Source organism: Acaryochloris sp. CCMEE 5410 (assembly GCF_000238775.2).
In the GTDB taxonomy this organism is placed as follows: Bacteria; Cyanobacteriota; Cyanobacteriia; order Thermosynechococcales; family Thermosynechococcaceae; genus Acaryochloris.
Map to the genome: position 1 here is coordinate 261958 of NZ_AFEJ02000001.1, position 14243 is coordinate 276200.

12 protein-coding genes and 6 pseudogenes are annotated in these 14243 nt (G+C 47.4%); 6 read left to right on the forward strand and 12 right to left on the reverse strand.

Going from position 1 to position 14243, the window contains the following annotated elements; genetic code table 11:
• Positions 1-261: 261 nt before the first annotated feature.
• The 4 genes and pseudogenes from istB to ON05_RS01075 all read left to right on the forward strand — a co-directional run bounded on the left by istB (position 262) and on the right by ON05_RS01075 (position 2287).
• A pseudogene (gene istB, locus ON05_RS01060) lies at positions 262-1078 on the forward strand (IS21-like element ISAcma26 family helper ATPase IstB).
• A 179-nt stretch (positions 1079-1257) separates the two neighbouring features.
• Positions 1258-1458 (forward strand): hypothetical protein, encoded by a 201-nt coding sequence (locus ON05_RS01065; RefSeq protein WP_262561027.1) that lies wholly within the window; start codon positions 1258-1260, stop codon positions 1456-1458.
• Entirely contained in the window at positions 1458-1874 is a 417-nt protein-coding gene (locus ON05_RS01070; protein ID WP_262561028.1) for a hypothetical protein, read from the forward strand. The genes ON05_RS01065 and ON05_RS01070 overlap by 1 nt, the downstream gene beginning before the upstream one ends.
• 83 nt (positions 1875-1957) lie before the next feature.
• Positions 1958-2287 carry a transposase family protein gene (locus ON05_RS01075; protein WP_262561029.1) on the forward strand — a complete coding sequence of 110 codons (330 nt, stop codon included), beginning with the start codon at positions 1958-1960 and terminating at the stop codon, positions 2285-2287.
• Here ON05_RS01075 and ON05_RS01080 read toward each other — a convergent pair.
• The 8 genes and pseudogenes from ON05_RS01080 to ON05_RS01115 form a co-directional block, all read right to left on the reverse strand.
• Positions 2254-3102 (reverse strand): annotated as a pseudogene (locus tag ON05_RS01080) (ISKra4 family transposase); the annotation flags it as partial. The gene ON05_RS01075 and the pseudogene ON05_RS01080 overlap by 34 nt on opposite strands.
• Positions 3103-3111: 9 nt before the next feature.
• Positions 3112-3528: pseudogene (locus ON05_RS01085) on the reverse strand (transposase); the annotation flags it as partial.
• 28 nt (positions 3529-3556) lie between these two features.
• Positions 3557-4285, reverse strand: a complete 729-nt coding sequence (locus ON05_RS38310) for an ISAzo13-like element transposase-related protein (protein ID WP_139026231.1) — start codon at positions 4283-4285, stop codon at positions 3557-3559.
• 4 nt (positions 4286-4289) lie between these two features.
• The gene (locus tag ON05_RS38315; protein WP_010482546.1) at positions 4290-4751 is read right to left on the reverse strand and encodes an ISAzo13-like element transposase-related protein; all 462 of its coding nucleotides are present in this window, start codon (positions 4749-4751) and stop codon (positions 4290-4292) included.
• 83 nt (positions 4752-4834) lie between these two features.
• A pseudogene (locus tag ON05_RS01100) lies at positions 4835-5414 on the reverse strand (IS630 family transposase); the annotation flags it as partial.
• Positions 5415-5492: 78 nt separating this feature from the next.
• The gene (locus ON05_RS01105; protein WP_010474406.1) at positions 5493-5639 is read right to left on the reverse strand and encodes a hypothetical protein; all 147 of its coding nucleotides are present in this window, start codon (positions 5637-5639) and stop codon (positions 5493-5495) included.
• A gap of 13 nt (positions 5640-5652) precedes the next feature.
• Positions 5653-6156 (reverse strand): winged helix-turn-helix domain-containing protein, encoded by a 504-nt coding sequence (locus tag ON05_RS01110; RefSeq protein ID WP_262561031.1) that lies wholly within the window; start codon positions 6154-6156, stop codon positions 5653-5655.
• Between the two features lie 3 nt (positions 6157-6159).
• Positions 6160-6459 carry a DDE transposase family protein gene (locus tag ON05_RS01115; RefSeq protein ID WP_010472390.1) on the reverse strand — a complete coding sequence of 100 codons (300 nt, stop codon included), beginning with the start codon at positions 6457-6459 and terminating at the stop codon, positions 6160-6162.
• A gap of 82 nt (positions 6460-6541) precedes the next feature.
• On the opposite strand from ON05_RS01115, the pseudogene ON05_RS01120 reads away from it, so the two are divergent.
• A pseudogene (locus ON05_RS01120) lies at positions 6542-6853 on the forward strand (transposase); the annotation flags it as partial.
• 43 nt (positions 6854-6896) lie between these two features.
• Positions 6897-7232, forward strand: a pseudogene (locus ON05_RS01125) (transposase family protein); the annotation flags it as partial.
• Positions 7233-7308: 76 nt separating this feature from the next.
• On the opposite strand, the gene ON05_RS01130 reads toward ON05_RS01125, so the two are convergent.
• The 4 genes from ON05_RS01130 to ON05_RS01145 form a co-directional block, all read right to left on the reverse strand.
• The gene (locus ON05_RS01130) at positions 7309-8154 is read right to left on the reverse strand and encodes a hypothetical protein (protein WP_010473130.1); all 846 of its coding nucleotides are present in this window, start codon (positions 8152-8154) and stop codon (positions 7309-7311) included.
• 46 nt (positions 8155-8200) lie between these two features.
• Positions 8201-11776: an NB-ARC domain-containing protein gene (locus ON05_RS01135; protein ID WP_010473132.1), complete on the reverse strand. Its 3576-nt coding sequence runs from the start codon at positions 11774-11776 to the stop codon at positions 8201-8203.
• A gap of 395 nt (positions 11777-12171) precedes the next feature.
• Positions 12172-13377, reverse strand: a complete 1206-nt coding sequence (locus ON05_RS01140; protein ID WP_039779973.1) for a sorbosone dehydrogenase family protein — start codon at positions 13375-13377, stop codon at positions 12172-12174.
• A 318-nt stretch (positions 13378-13695) separates the two neighbouring features.
• Positions 13696-14022 carry a hypothetical protein gene (locus ON05_RS01145; RefSeq protein WP_029315181.1) on the reverse strand — a complete coding sequence of 109 codons (327 nt, stop codon included), beginning with the start codon at positions 14020-14022 and terminating at the stop codon, positions 13696-13698.
• Between the last annotated feature and the right edge of the window lie 221 nt (positions 14023-14243).

A 14243-nucleotide genomic window follows, 5' to 3' on the forward strand; every position in this document is an offset into this window, starting at 1 on the left:
CAGACCTACTTCCCAATCCTGAATACCGCCAAATTTGGAAACAGCTCAAAGCTCAATTTGACCTGGAGCAGGCTGCCAAAATCATCGTTGAAGGTCTCTATATTGCTGCAGTTCAAGATAAAGAGCAGGCCGTAGCAGCATACTTACAGCAGCAACTCCAGGCGTCCAGTCTCACCCTCAATCGCCTGAAAAAGCAGTTTGAGCCTCCTCAGATGAAGCAGGTTCCTGACCTCAGCATTGAACAACATTCCCTCGACCTTTATGACAAACTCCTCCCCTCCTACTCAGTCCCCGCTAAGCCCCTACCAACACCTGAGCCTCTATTTAAAAAAGCTCAGGCTCTCCCACATGCTGACCCATTGGGAATCTATCGAATCCCAAGCTATGCAGGAAAGCTGGTCCTATGCGGAATTCTTACTGGCCTTGTGCGAAACGGAAACTCAACGAAGAGAACAAGCTCGTCTAAAGCGAGCTCTCACCGAAGCCAGACTCCCAAACGCAAAAAGTTTTACCAACTTTGACTTTAGCCATTGCCCCCAGCTCAATCCAGCTCCCTTAATGCAATTAGCCGCAGATCCAGGGTGGTTGGAGCGGGCCGAGAACTGCCTCCTTCTGGGGCCTTCGGGCGTTGGAAAAACACATTTGGCTACTGGGGTCTCCCAAAAGATGCTGGAGTTTGGTAAACGGGTGAAGTTCTTTGCAGCCAATGCATTGGTCCAACAATTGCAACAGGCTAAGCTCCAACTGCAGCTGCATCCGGTGCTCAAAAACTGGACCGCTATGATCTATTGGTCTTGGATGACTTGGGCTATTGCAAAAGTCGGAAGCGGAAACATCCGTTCTGTTTGAATTAATTGCGCATCGCTATGAACGTAAGAGTTTGTTGATTACAGCCAACCAACCCTTTAGCCAGTGGGACGACATCTTTACTGATTCGATGATGGCGGTGGCTGCCATTGATCGCTTAATTCATCACGGTTTGATTATCGAAATTCAAGCCGATAGTTATCGACGTAAATCAGCGACTCAGAGGACTACTCAAACTCAGTCTCAACCTCAAAAATCTCAGTCCAAATAATCGAGCGATCACAGGTTGTCATTTCGATCACGGGTTGTCGTTTTGATCTGAAAGTGTCGTGTTAGGTCTGAAAAAGAGCTAGCGCAAAGGAGGTGTGCGCCAAATAATACGGTTCAATTTTAGGGGCTGATCCGACTTTTGGTTGTCGCGACATCGCCTATGGGGTTGACATCCAATAATTGGGCGATATCGACCAGTTCATCCCCTTACTGCAACTCGAAGCCCGCAAACAAGACTTTGAATCGGCCCCAAGCGTCATCTGGTTGAGTGATGGGGGGCGAGGCTTCTGGCGAGTCTACCGCACCTTGTTCTCTCACTGTGCTGTGGCAGTTCTCGATTTTTTCATGCAGCAGGCCATCTTGCACGAGCAACAAAAGTGATGTTTGGGGATGTTCGCTCTGCTCAAGCCCAAGCCTGGTTTCGGCGCTGGCGACACCAATTGCGACATGGGCAACACCTATTAGTATTGCGGTCCTTGACGATGTTGATTCACTCACAATTGTTTACGGGCAAATCTTTTACGACGTTGCTCCAGGTACAGGCTTATTTCCAGCGCCATCTGCGACACATCCAATATCGCCACTTTGAACAACTACAGATACCGCTGGGGTCAGGAATGGTCGAAAGTGCTTGTAAGTGGCTGATTCAACAGCGCTTTAAGGGGGTTGGTATGCGCTGGAGTGAGGATGGTTTCAATCATCTACTCATGCTGCGGCTTGCCTGGGTCAATCAACGGTTTGACTCCCTATTCCCAGGGGTAACCATTCCGAAGTCTAAGGCATCCCCGATCCATTAGCTACGCCCCATTAGACCTCTTACATAATTGGATTTGCGATATGGTATTGAATCTGATGTTGTTCCTATTCAGTGCCATACCCCATGAATTACGAAGCAGCCCAAAAGCTGAGTGTAAAAGACTTTAAGCGACGAACTGGAGTCTACAAACAAACCTTTAAACGCATGCTCCACGCATGGCATACCTATCACCTCAATCGCTCAAATGCAGGAAGACCTCCAAAGTTGTGTCGTTGTGATCAACTGTTGGTGGCCCTTCAATATTGGCGAGAATATCGGACTTATTTCCACATTGCTAGAGATTGGGAAGTCTCTGAATCAACCGTCTGCCGTATTGTCCACCAGGTCGAGAGTGCTCTGATGAACTCAGGGGGAGCATGTCACCTTTGCATTCCAATTAAGCCATTGAGGTAAGCACACCGATGTTCCAGCACTTGCGGGACATTACTTTCATTCCACTGTGCTCCTGAAATTTTGACTCTGCGACTAATCTGTTTGATAGCAGATTCAACAGCCCCAGACCCAATAGAGCAGATGTCCTCACTTTGGTAATAGTCATAATTGACGATCCGATGACGATGTTTGCGAATATAGTTGCAAAAAACTTGGGCCTGCTTTTTCTTCAACGACTCAAACAGAGCCAAGGTTTCATCTACCTTCCCTTGCCATAAAAGCTGCTCAGCCTGGTGCAGACGTTTGAGGGACCCACCGACCTTATGAAGATTCTCCACCAGATGATACCAATCCAGAATCTCTCGCCGTTGCTCAGGGATGCTCAGCTGACGAATGATATTCCAAATGCCTTCATGACCATCCCCTAAGCAAGTCAGTGGAGAGGCTAACGGTTGCTGGTGAGTCCAGTCAATGAGCCGGGCATTATTGTGATAATCCGCGATGAGTCCCACATCCGTTGCCAGGGTTTTATAGTCTTTCCACTGACAAGGTTGTCCTGCAGGGGTGCGGATGCGCACTTTCCCACCATCTACACTCACTTCGGTTAAAGCTTCATGAGCCTGGGGGGTAGGAAACTGTTGCTGATGGACCAATCGTTGCTGGGTTTTGGCTGGAACCTGAATCCCAGTTAAATAAGCCACATCTTTAGCGGCTTGAGCATAAGAGACATTCGCACTGATGCGCAAACAACAATTCTCTAAATGAGGACTGATTTGATGATAGTGGGAAACGGCTAGATGCTGTGCCTGTTGAGTTGTAATGCTTAGTTCACCCAAGGTAAGTACTTAGCTAAAATTAATTACATAATCATCGCCGTAGGTTTTCAAAACTCTTTCCACATATTCGACCAAAGATGACCACCCCCAGTAGGCACTCATTTCAATCCACTGATATTTCATGAATTGCCACAGACGCTCAATCAAATTTAGATGGGGAGAATAGCTTGGCAACTCAAACAAGGTAATTCCCCGTTCGGCCCACTCTGCCTTCATCTCATAGATTGCTTGGCTCGTATGGATAGGGGCTTGATCCATCACAATGACGGTGGGCAACTCCACGTCAGCAAAGAAGGTATCAATGCAATGACTGACAACCTCACTGGTGATGGTCTGTTCTGATGTATAAGCATGTAGCCCTTGTCGTCGACTCAAAAACCCCAGAACATTCAAGCGTTTACTTGAGCGAGTCGGGATTTCCAGATAAGGGATCTACAAATAAATAAGGTACCCATCAATTGGGCACAATCTTGATATCCCATTTGGGTAACGCTTCAGAACATAGCCATTGTTGTTTGTAGGCTTCTAGCTCATCTGAGGGCACAGTAATGTTCTTTTCATAGGTGCCCTCAATCAAATGAACCAAAGGCTTCAATCCATTCCAGGTCATATTCGATGCCCACTGGACAGCCGTATCAATGGAGTTGAGGATAGTGCCATTCCAATATTGTTCCAAGGCTGCCCAACATCGCTCAATCGGATTGTATTTGCTGTGATAGGGCGGATAGTAAATCAGATGAACCGATAATCGTGTCATTTGGACAAACTCAACCATACGCTTGATAAATTGTGTGCGGTTACTGCGCACTGCAGAGCCGCCATCAAGGTTAATTTCTAATCCCTCTATCTGAGGATAGTTATCGTGATGTTCGCGCCACCAAGCCTCTAAACAATCAACAATAAAATCAGTAGTTTCAGCAGACTGACCAAAGTAAATTGACAGTTGCCCTGCGAGCACATCGAGAATCCCGAAGGGTACCAAAATAGCGTCCCAATGGTCATCATGGTCATTGGCTTTTGTCGCGTCTAGGGTACGAGCTTTGCCGCCACGAGAGAGGTTGCCAATTTTAACTTTGGCTTTGCTATCAATCGAGATGCGCAATAGGTTGGGGGCCGCATCGGCAGCATAATTGGCTTGAGCGACATTTGCGAAAATCGCATCGGTTTGCGGCAGTTTTTTCAGGGGTTTAACTTTTTGGGTTTTTTAAGCGATAACCCATTCGATTCAATAGATTGCCGATGGTTTGACGGGTTGGTAATGCCTCATCGCTGTAGCCTTTCTCCTCAATCAATGCCTCACGCACGGCCCTGGCACTGATACGGGTGTAGTACAACGTTGATTTGAACTTCGGATCAGCTTGGGCTTCACCATCAACTAAATCCCGAATGTCAGTTGCTAAATGGGGTAGTTTCGTTTCGCTAAGCTGACGACCTCGGGCTTGATAGTTGTCAACGCATCTAATGCCAGTCCGTCGTTCATCAAGGCCCAGTTGAACACTGGTACGTCTCCAACCTAAATGACGCTCAGCTTTGCGGGCAGAGCCGTCCAGGTAGTCTTCAGCCACTTTTGCCATGAATGCTCGCTTGTGTGGGCCTGTCAGTTTCTTGGCGGCATCTCGAAACGTCTCTTTTATAGGGGCATCTAGCATCAGATATCCTCAAAACAATCGGTCAATCATGTATTGACTTGTTTCTTAGATTCGCAGGTACTTTATTTCTTGGCAAGTCCCTAAGTCCCTATGGGTTGCCATCCATAGGGAATACAGGGGACTAACGAAAAACCACTCTCATCCATAAAGAATAGGTGGATGTCTCCCTTCTCTTCTTGTTTCTTGAGATGTTCTAACTGCTGTTTTTTTCGAGGTAGTCGGCATATAAAGGCTGGCCTGATGTCCCTTGGCGAAAGCGATGCCAGCTCATGTCCATCTGCTTCAAGACGCGTTTAACGGTGGCCTTTGACACGCGTACTGACCACTGCTGTTCAATCTGAGCTAGCACCCGATTGAGTTGGATGGGAGATGCCTGAGTCCACTCATAAATCTGCTGTTGTTGGTCGGGATTAAACATCGGTTTTCGACCTCGGCCTGGGCGATTATAGAGTCCTGCAAAACCACGGTTATTCCAAGCCTTAAGCCAGTTGTACACGGTTTTAGGACTCACACTAAAAGGGAGGCTAAGGTGTAGGGACTCCAACCCTGGGCAGACAAAATGAGGCAATGGGCGCGTTGTCTGACCTGATGATGGCGACTACAGTGATAAATCCGATGCAATAAGCGTAAGCTTTCGGTGGAGATAGGACGGACTAATGACATCAAATCAATGGATGTAAAAAAGAGGACTCAGGTAGTTTACAACCTGGAAATTCTATGTAATTAATTTTGTCCATCTGCTTAGGTCCATTCATAGCGATGGTCCACCTCAGCAATTGGACGCTGACCCACAGGCGCCCAAATCTTTCGAATAATGGGTTTAAGGCCTAAACGATGTTCATCAAAAGACCAAACTTCGACCTGAGCATTAGGGTAGCGTCGCTCCAATTCTGCTTTGTACTCAGGCAGTTTTTTTAAAAGCGGCTTGGGCCTCTGGTTCACCTTTACGATGATGAGGACGTGGGCATTGCAAGGACTGCTCCAATCGCTTGAGATAGTCCCAACCGCGTTGGGGCCACACCTTCTCGACTCCGGTCATCTGAGCGATGACCTGGGCTACTTTAGGTCCGTTCCATAGACCACCGTCGGCGGGTGGGGTTTGTAGACGAGTCAACAATTGTGCACATTGGTCTTGAGTCAGAAGACTGCGAGATTGATGAGGTCGCTTATCTTTGCGTCGGTTGCGTAACCCATGGGCGCCATTGTGGTTATACTCCCTGACGATTTCTCGAGCGTAATCGTAGTTGAGACCGACCACTTGGGCTGCTTGAGTTAGCGTTGTTTGCTCACTGACGAGCCACAGCAGATGCCAGCGGCGCGATTCTACTGGGTCTTGGCTGGCTCGATAATGAGACTTCAGCTCCTCGGGCGAAAAATGGGGTTCGAGATATAGTTTTCTTGGCATTCTCTAATTATGCATTATATCGGAGTTATATAAATCGGATTTGGTATTATTCACCTCAAAGGTGGGATAGTGCCGCAAGTAGAACAGGCACAGGCAAACCTCCTCTGCGACCGATAACAGCGGTTTGCGTCCTCCTCCTTTGGCATTGACCCGGCTTTTATGTCGCTCTATCTCGGCTTTTTGCTCGTTGTGCTTCAACTCGGCTTGTTCCAACAGTTGGAGAAATTGAGGGTATTCAATGCCCAACACTCGCTTGCTGCGATGGGGATATTTATGAATATAATCAAGGGGATTTTTGATCATTGGTAGAGCGGTAAAACTCCGTTCTACTATCTTTTTTCTCCACCATTTATATTTCGGACAGGTCTAATGGTTTAATCAAGCCCTACAAAGCTTTGCTCAGCAAGTTGGAGCGGGAAAGCACAAACGGATTCTTCTCGTTCTGGATGGAGCCGGATGGCATACCTGTAAGAATCGGGTGGTGCCACCTGGCATTCATCTGAAGGTTTTACCCCCCTATTCTCCAGAGCTACAGCCCACTGAACGGTTGTGGCGGCTAGCGGATGAACCACTGGCCAATCGATGCTTTGAGACCCTGGATGAGTTGGAAGATGTGCTCGAGCAGCGCTGTCGAACTTTAATGACCATGCAATCAGACATTAAAGCTCTCACTCACTACCATTGGTGGCCAGCTTGACAGATAAGATATTTCGGGGGTTAATGAGTCGGATTTGGTATTAGAGATTATCTGTCTGAGCTTTGACAAAGGTCGTCGGCATGATTTTCAGATATTCAAGGTTTCAGGTATCCATATCCATCCAGATACCGAGAGTCTGCAAGATAGCAGATATCAAGGGATTGCAGCCTACCACGCCAACCGCTATGTTCCTCTCAAGAAGCCACAACACGGTGAACTGACTTCCCTGCAGCGAGAGTATAACCGTGCTTTGAGTCAGGAACGAATGGGGATTGAACACATTAATCGCAGCCTGAAGATTTTCAGGATTTTGTCGGAGCGCTATCGCAATCGTCGTCGTCGCTACGCGCTTCGGTGTAACTTGATTTCAGCCATCTAAAACCATGAGCTATCTTTGGCTGCTTAAGGGATGGCAAACAGCAATACCACATCGTGAAATGAATATTGCAAGAGGTCTATTCATCAGCTTTGAAAGACTGACGAATCATCATCATGCCAATAAAACCTAAAACAACAAAACTACCTAGCCAAACAATAGTTCCAGCCTGCAGCCACTGGATTTTATGCACCGAAGCATCTACCACTGTCATCCCGATCAAAACTAAAAGGCTAAATGTCAACTGAGTCAGCCCCATCGTCAACAGCTCAACTGAAGTTGCCGCTCGCTGCAATACCCAACTGCCCACCGCTCCAGCAATAAAAATTGAGCTGTACAACTGGCAGTGAAAAAGATCGAGGGGCCAAGGCCAAAATTGGCCAAATAAAGCGGGGATTCCGAGCAAGCCTACGCCAAACCCGCCCAATGCAAAGCTCTGAACCCGCAATACCAAAGCCCACCGTTTCCCGACTCGTGATGAACGCGCAGGAGGACGACTGTGAAATTTGCCCAAGTAGTAAGTGGCTCCCAAGCAGTCAACTAAATAGAGCCAATACCAAATCCCCGTGACACGACGGTTTAACGCAAACTGCTCAGGGTGGGAAAACGAGGCTATCAGAATAAAAGTAGTTACGACCCAAAGCATCGGTAAAATTAGCCGTGCAGGCGCCCATCGACGAACCCATAAGACCACCGTTAAAGGCACCCATGCACTTAGATACACGGCCCCTAAGAAATTGGTATTAAAAGGAGTCAATGCCCACATCCAGTGGCTGCGAGCAAACCCAGGGAAGAAGAATAAACTTCCGCCTACAAATAGAAGCAACACCCACGAGATAACAATCATCACCATAAATTGAGCGGGTAATGACGGATTTATAAATTTATCCGTAGAAATTACCGATGGTTTAGGGGGGGCTTGCATATAGGTAAAGAATCTTCTCCATTTAATGACATATCGGCTAATCTCATCATAGACATGGTAGATGATCTTTAGCACCTAACGACCTTAAAGTCGCCTTCTGGGCTGGCGTTAACCCGGTCACATCTGTAATATTCATTCCTTCATAGGGTTTGGGAGACCTTAAGGTTTTAAGACAGTCATAGGTGTTCACATCCCAAAGCTTCAGGGTTTGATCGTCTCCTCCACTTGCTAAGATCTGGCCATCAGGACTAAAGGCCACTGACCAGACTTCATTTTGATGACCTGACAATGTCTGTAAACACTCACTGCTTTGAACATCCCATACCTTGAGGGTATGGTCTGCACTGGCACTCGCTAACAATCGTCCCAAAGGATGGAAAGCAACCGACATCACCCAATTTCCATGTCCTCTCAGGGTATTCAGACATTGTCCAGTCTGGACGTCCCAAAGCTTAATCGTTTGATCTGTGCCGGAGCTTGCCAATAGTTCACCATCTGGACTAAACGCAATCGCCCATAAACCGCTAGTATGTCCTTTCAGAGTTTGCACACATTGCCCTGACGTCATATTCCAAAGTTTAATCGTGCGATCATAAGACCCACTAGCCAGCACTTCTGCTTGGGGATGAAAGGCCACGGAACAAACCCAGTTTTCATGACCTGAAAAGGTTTGTAGCAACTGCCCTGTCTCAGTCTGCCAGAGTTTCATCGTCTGATCGGCACTACCACTTACCAGGTAATCTCCCGATGGATTAAAGGCAACTGACCACACTGTATTGAGATGCCCAGTGATGGTATGGATGCATTGGTGAGTTTGAAGATCCCACAGCTTTAAACTGCTATCTTCATGTCCACTCGCTAACCATTGAGCCGTGGGGTGGCACGCCATGGTCCAAATGGCATTAGCACTTTCCGATAAAGCCCCTAAATACTTTCCAGACTGGGCAGACCACCGTTTGATCATTTGGTCAGTGCTACCGCTGTACAGTACTTCCCCTTGGGGGTGAAAAACAATGGATCTCACCCAATTGCCATATCCTTGCCAGGTTTTGAGGCATTGACCTTGGTGGATATCCCATAGCCTTAAGGTGCGGTCTTCACTGCCACTGGCCATCAGATTTCCTTCAGGACTCACAGCGACAGACCACACCCAATTTTGATGGCCAGACAAGATTCTAAGGCATTGTCCTGTTTGTATCTTCCACAGCCGGATAGATTGATCTGCACTACCACTGACGAGGATATCTCCTTGGGGATAGAAACAGACCGACCACACCCAATTTTGATGGCCCTTGAATGTATTTAGGCACTGTCCCGTTTGCACATTCCACAGCTTGATGGTTTGGTCTGCACTACCTGTCGCTAAAAGCTTGCCATCCGGGCTAAAGGTCACGGACCAAACCCCTTGTGAGTGTCCCTTGAATGTTCGTAAACACTGTCCAGTTTGGACATCCCACAGCTTAATCGTCTGATCTGCACTAGCACTGGCTACGTATTTCCCTTGAGGGTCAATCGCAATAGACCAGACGCCATGTTGATGTTCTGCCAACGTTTGCAGGCATTGCCCCGTTTGCACATCCCAGAGTTTAATCTTGCGGTCTGCACTACAGCTGGCAAGAAATGGCTGCGATTCCTTCCCACTAGGGCTATAGGCAACTGACATGACCCAGCTGCGATGGCCTATCAATGTATTGAGGCACTGTCCAGTATGAGTATCCCAAATTTTGATGCTGTGATCGGCACTGGCACTAGCAAGCAACTTTTCTTTGGGATGAAAAGCTAAAGCACAAACCCAATTAGTATGCCCCGATAGGGTTAATATATTTTGGCCTTCTGGCACCTGCCATAGGCGGATTTCGCCGCTGGTATCACCCGTTGCCAAAAGTTGATTCTTCACATCTGACTGAGACCATTCAGGGCTAAAGGTAACGGCCCGGATACTGCTAAAGGTCTGAGAGAAGGATGAATGCGCTAAATCACATCCAGACAAGTTGATGTTGTTAAGACGGAGACCCTGAAGATTAGCCTGCTTCAGAGGTAGATTGGAAAAATCATAATGTCCTAAGTCAACCTGTAGGTGTCGCAACAGATTGAAAATGGTGCCCCCAATGTAGCCTGCAAGTTGCAACGGCTGCTGTCGGGCTTGAGCCAACATCTGTTTTAGATGTTCCTCAAGATTTGGTAAGGAACCAAGGTGAGTCTGCAATCTTTGAGTAATAGGATCTAGAACTAAGCAAGTTTGTATATCTTGCAGGTAATCATTGCTGTTGACCTTGATCAAACAGTGGGAACTCAGCCGACATAGATCTTGGGCAATCAGTGCTTCGACCATCATCCCCACAAACTCTTGAATCAAGAAGTCCATCACTACGGCAGATTGAGTAAAGCCTTGATTTTGTCTCTCGATCAGTGACTTTCGTTCTAAGGATGAGATCGCTCGTAAAATCTCTGCCGATGAATGGGGATTGGCTAAATCAGATTGCAGCTCTTGCCACGTGGTGGGTTCCCGATTTAGAGCCAACCAATACATAATGTCTTGTTCTAAAGCGGTGAGGCGGTCAAATTGTTCTGCTAATAAGTTATGGATATCGTCAACGACAAATGTCTCTTCCTTCAGCAGGGCTAGGAATTGGGAAATGTTGCCATTGAAAAAATTCTGAATCGCAGAGGCAATAATTTTTAGGGCCAGGGGATTACCGCTGTAATGGTCAATCAGGGTTTCCCATTCACTAGATTGGCCTTCAAAATCGCCTTTAACAGGAAAGAGTTGCTGAGCCTCTGTATAGGGCAACCCCTTGAGGATAAAGTTTCGGACTGGGCTCGTGTCTCCGGTTAATGTAGTTAAGGATCGGGGAACTTCCCGAGACGTCAAAATCAGACAGCTCTGATGCTGAGTTTCACCCATCACTTTGAAGAGATGTTGGTAGCCTTCGTGGGCAGCGTGGAATTGGCCATTGCGATCGCAACTTTGTAAAATCGATTCCACATTATCCAGAACAATCAAACAACGATTTTCTCGCACATACGCTAGTAACTGGAGAATTTTGGCATCCAACGACGTTTGATTCTGCTGAGAAGGGAAAAAGCATTGAGAGAGTTGGTCCAGAATAGCCTCTACTGAGGGGGCATTCCGAAGACTCCGCCATATTACACAGTCAAACTTCTCTTGAACTTGGTGAACCAAAGTGACCGAAAGTGAGGTTTTGCCGATGCCTCCCATCCCCAGAATCATAATCAAGCGACATCGAGCAACCTCTATCCAATGGCGAAGAATCGATAGTTCAGCCGAGCGACCGACAAAAGAGGATACGTCTGGAGACTCTCCCCAGTTTAAACGTCGATCCTGAGCTGGACGACTTGGGAGCTGATCGGCAGACTGATGGATTGGCGTTGGCTGAGAGCCGCCAACATCAGCCAAGCTTTGCCAATCTAGAGACAGATGTGCACTCAGCTCGACAAAGGTTGCAAAATCAACCGGTAGCCCCCGTAAAAAATTGCTAACTGTTGCTAACGAAAAACCTGCAGCTTCAGCGAGTGCTCTCTGACTATGAAATCCATTGCGTTTAAGGGCTAATTTAGCTTGGTCGGTACGATCACTACGAACCTTGAGGGAACGGGACATAAATTGCTCCCGAATAGTATTTCTGCTCTAGCACTGAGGATAGAACTAGACACTGCAAATCTCAATCAATCGAGGAACGGGATACTAATCATTGAAATGGAATGAACTTTACCATCACTAACAAATTAAAGCCCGGAAAAATCATTATCTACTCCAGCAGACAAAGGGGGTTACATCATGCAGATATGGTGTTGTGACTACTCAATAATGAGACAATTACCCAAGTATATTAGACCTCTCACAATATTTATTTGACGATGGGTTATGGATGGCTTCCATACCTTAAGCTACCAAAGATCACTCGTCGTAATAGATGGCTACCATCAAGCTATACCAAAAGAGATAGCGGCGGCAAAACCCAATCTCTCTTGGATCAAGAGCGATGCATCCAGCAATTAGCGAGTAATGCGCAGAATCTTATCTCGGTCTGCTGAGCATCTACCCCGACCGTCACAATTACTCGTCGTGATATACAAGTCACCATCAGGTCCCATCACAGCCTCTCTCAAACGTCCTTGCTGACCTTGCAAATAAACTTCATGCTGCTGCAACTGACCGGATTGAGGATCAATGACGATGCGCTGCAACTGTTCAGCCCGCAGTCCTGCTACCAAAAAGCTCCCTTTCCACTCTGGAATAGCATCCCCTGTATAGACTGCAGCACCGCCAGGGGGTAGGGCTTGACGCCAGGTGAGGGTCGGAGGGACCAATCCAGGTTGGGATTCACATCGATACACCGTGGGCCAGCCCAAATTATCCCCAGCTTGGGCCACGCTGATTTCATCATGTCCTGACCGTCCCAACTCACCACTTGGACCATGATCACTCACCCAAAGGGTGGAAGGATTGATCCAATCAAATCCTTGGGTATTGCGAATCCCCGAAATATAGACTGGATTATTGGCAAAAGGATTATCGGCGGGGACCTGTCCTTCTGGTGTAACCCGCAATATCTTACCTGCTAAGCTGTTGATATCCTGAGATAGGTCAGGATCTCGGGCATCACCCGTGCCAATATAGAGCATCCCGTCCGGGCCGAATCGAATTCGTCCACCATTATGGAAGCGGGCAACGGGAATGTTGTCTACAATAATGCGATCGCGGATTGCTTTGCCCCCATCTTCTGACAATCGCCAGCGCTCAACTCGATTGACAGATTTCCCAGGCTGGCTGGCGGTGAAATAGATATAGAAGAATCGGTTATTGGCAAAATCAGGATGGGTGGCAATCCCCAACAATCCCCCTTCACCTTGATCGCTGACCCTAACTGTAGCAATGGGCTGAGAGCGTAACTTGCCATTCTGAACCAACCGAATTTGTCCGAGCCGCTCTGTTACCAACATGCGGTTATTCGGCAAAAAGGCAATGCCCCAGGGCACCTCTAACCCTGATACCACTTCTTCCACCCTGATCTGAACTTGTCCTTGAGGGCCAAAGCCATTGTCCACTAAGGTACATTGAGCTGCTCCTGGCTGGGCAGCCAACTCCTGTTTCTCAGAAGCTAGAGAGCTTGGACCCGTTCGTTGTGGGGAAGTACAAGACACTACTCCGAAGGCAATGAGTGCTATTCCTTGAACGAAAATCTTTGAGGAATCGAGCATATCAAAGGTCATCCAAATTAAAGCACCGTTTGGATCAAGGATACAGATTCCATCAGAATCCTAAAAGCTATGGTGCTACCATTCCCATGATACAAAGGTCGCTCCTGAGATGCCTCCATCTGAAATTGTGACCTGATAGGGGTAGGGTAGGTGAAAACGGATAGGTGACTCAGACCAAACTTTATGGTCTGCAAACGCTGTCAAGGTTGGCGATGGGAGATGGAGATTTGCGCGCAAATAAACAGCTTCGGGGCACCAAACAGACTTCCAACTTGTGCCTTCCTAGATACGGAAGTGCAAGGTTCCCTCTGGTGGCATTTAAAACTTGGACTGGAAGAATTGATAGCCTGGATCACTACGACGTTGATTGTTCTGAAGCTCTGACTGCCACTGGAATGAAGGGTCAGGCTGAGGGGAAAGACGGCGGGAGATTTCTGTGCCTTTCAGTTGGGAATTAACGTCTTCAATGAGTTTGGTCGCCGGAGTTGGCTCAACAATTTTCGGGTTGGGTGAAACGATGATGGGTTCCCCCAAACTAGATGCAGTTTTGTTAGAAGACTGGGGAGCCGCCCAAACCGGAAGGCTGACAGAACTCACAGCAATTAAAACACCAAGTGAACGAATAGCGGAGTGAAGTGAGGGCATCGTTAATCCTTTGTTTTGGTAGCAGAACTAGACATTGATGCAGACCGTACGTGGCAATCATTGAAATCACTCATCCATCGAGGATTAGAGTAAGAGATGCATCAACCTTTGAATGTCTATGTTGATTAAGTCATAGGAAACTGAGGTTGAATCCAGAGGATTCTGAGAATTTTCCAAGATAGGGTTCATATGGCATTAATCCATATCTAGAGTGAGTAATG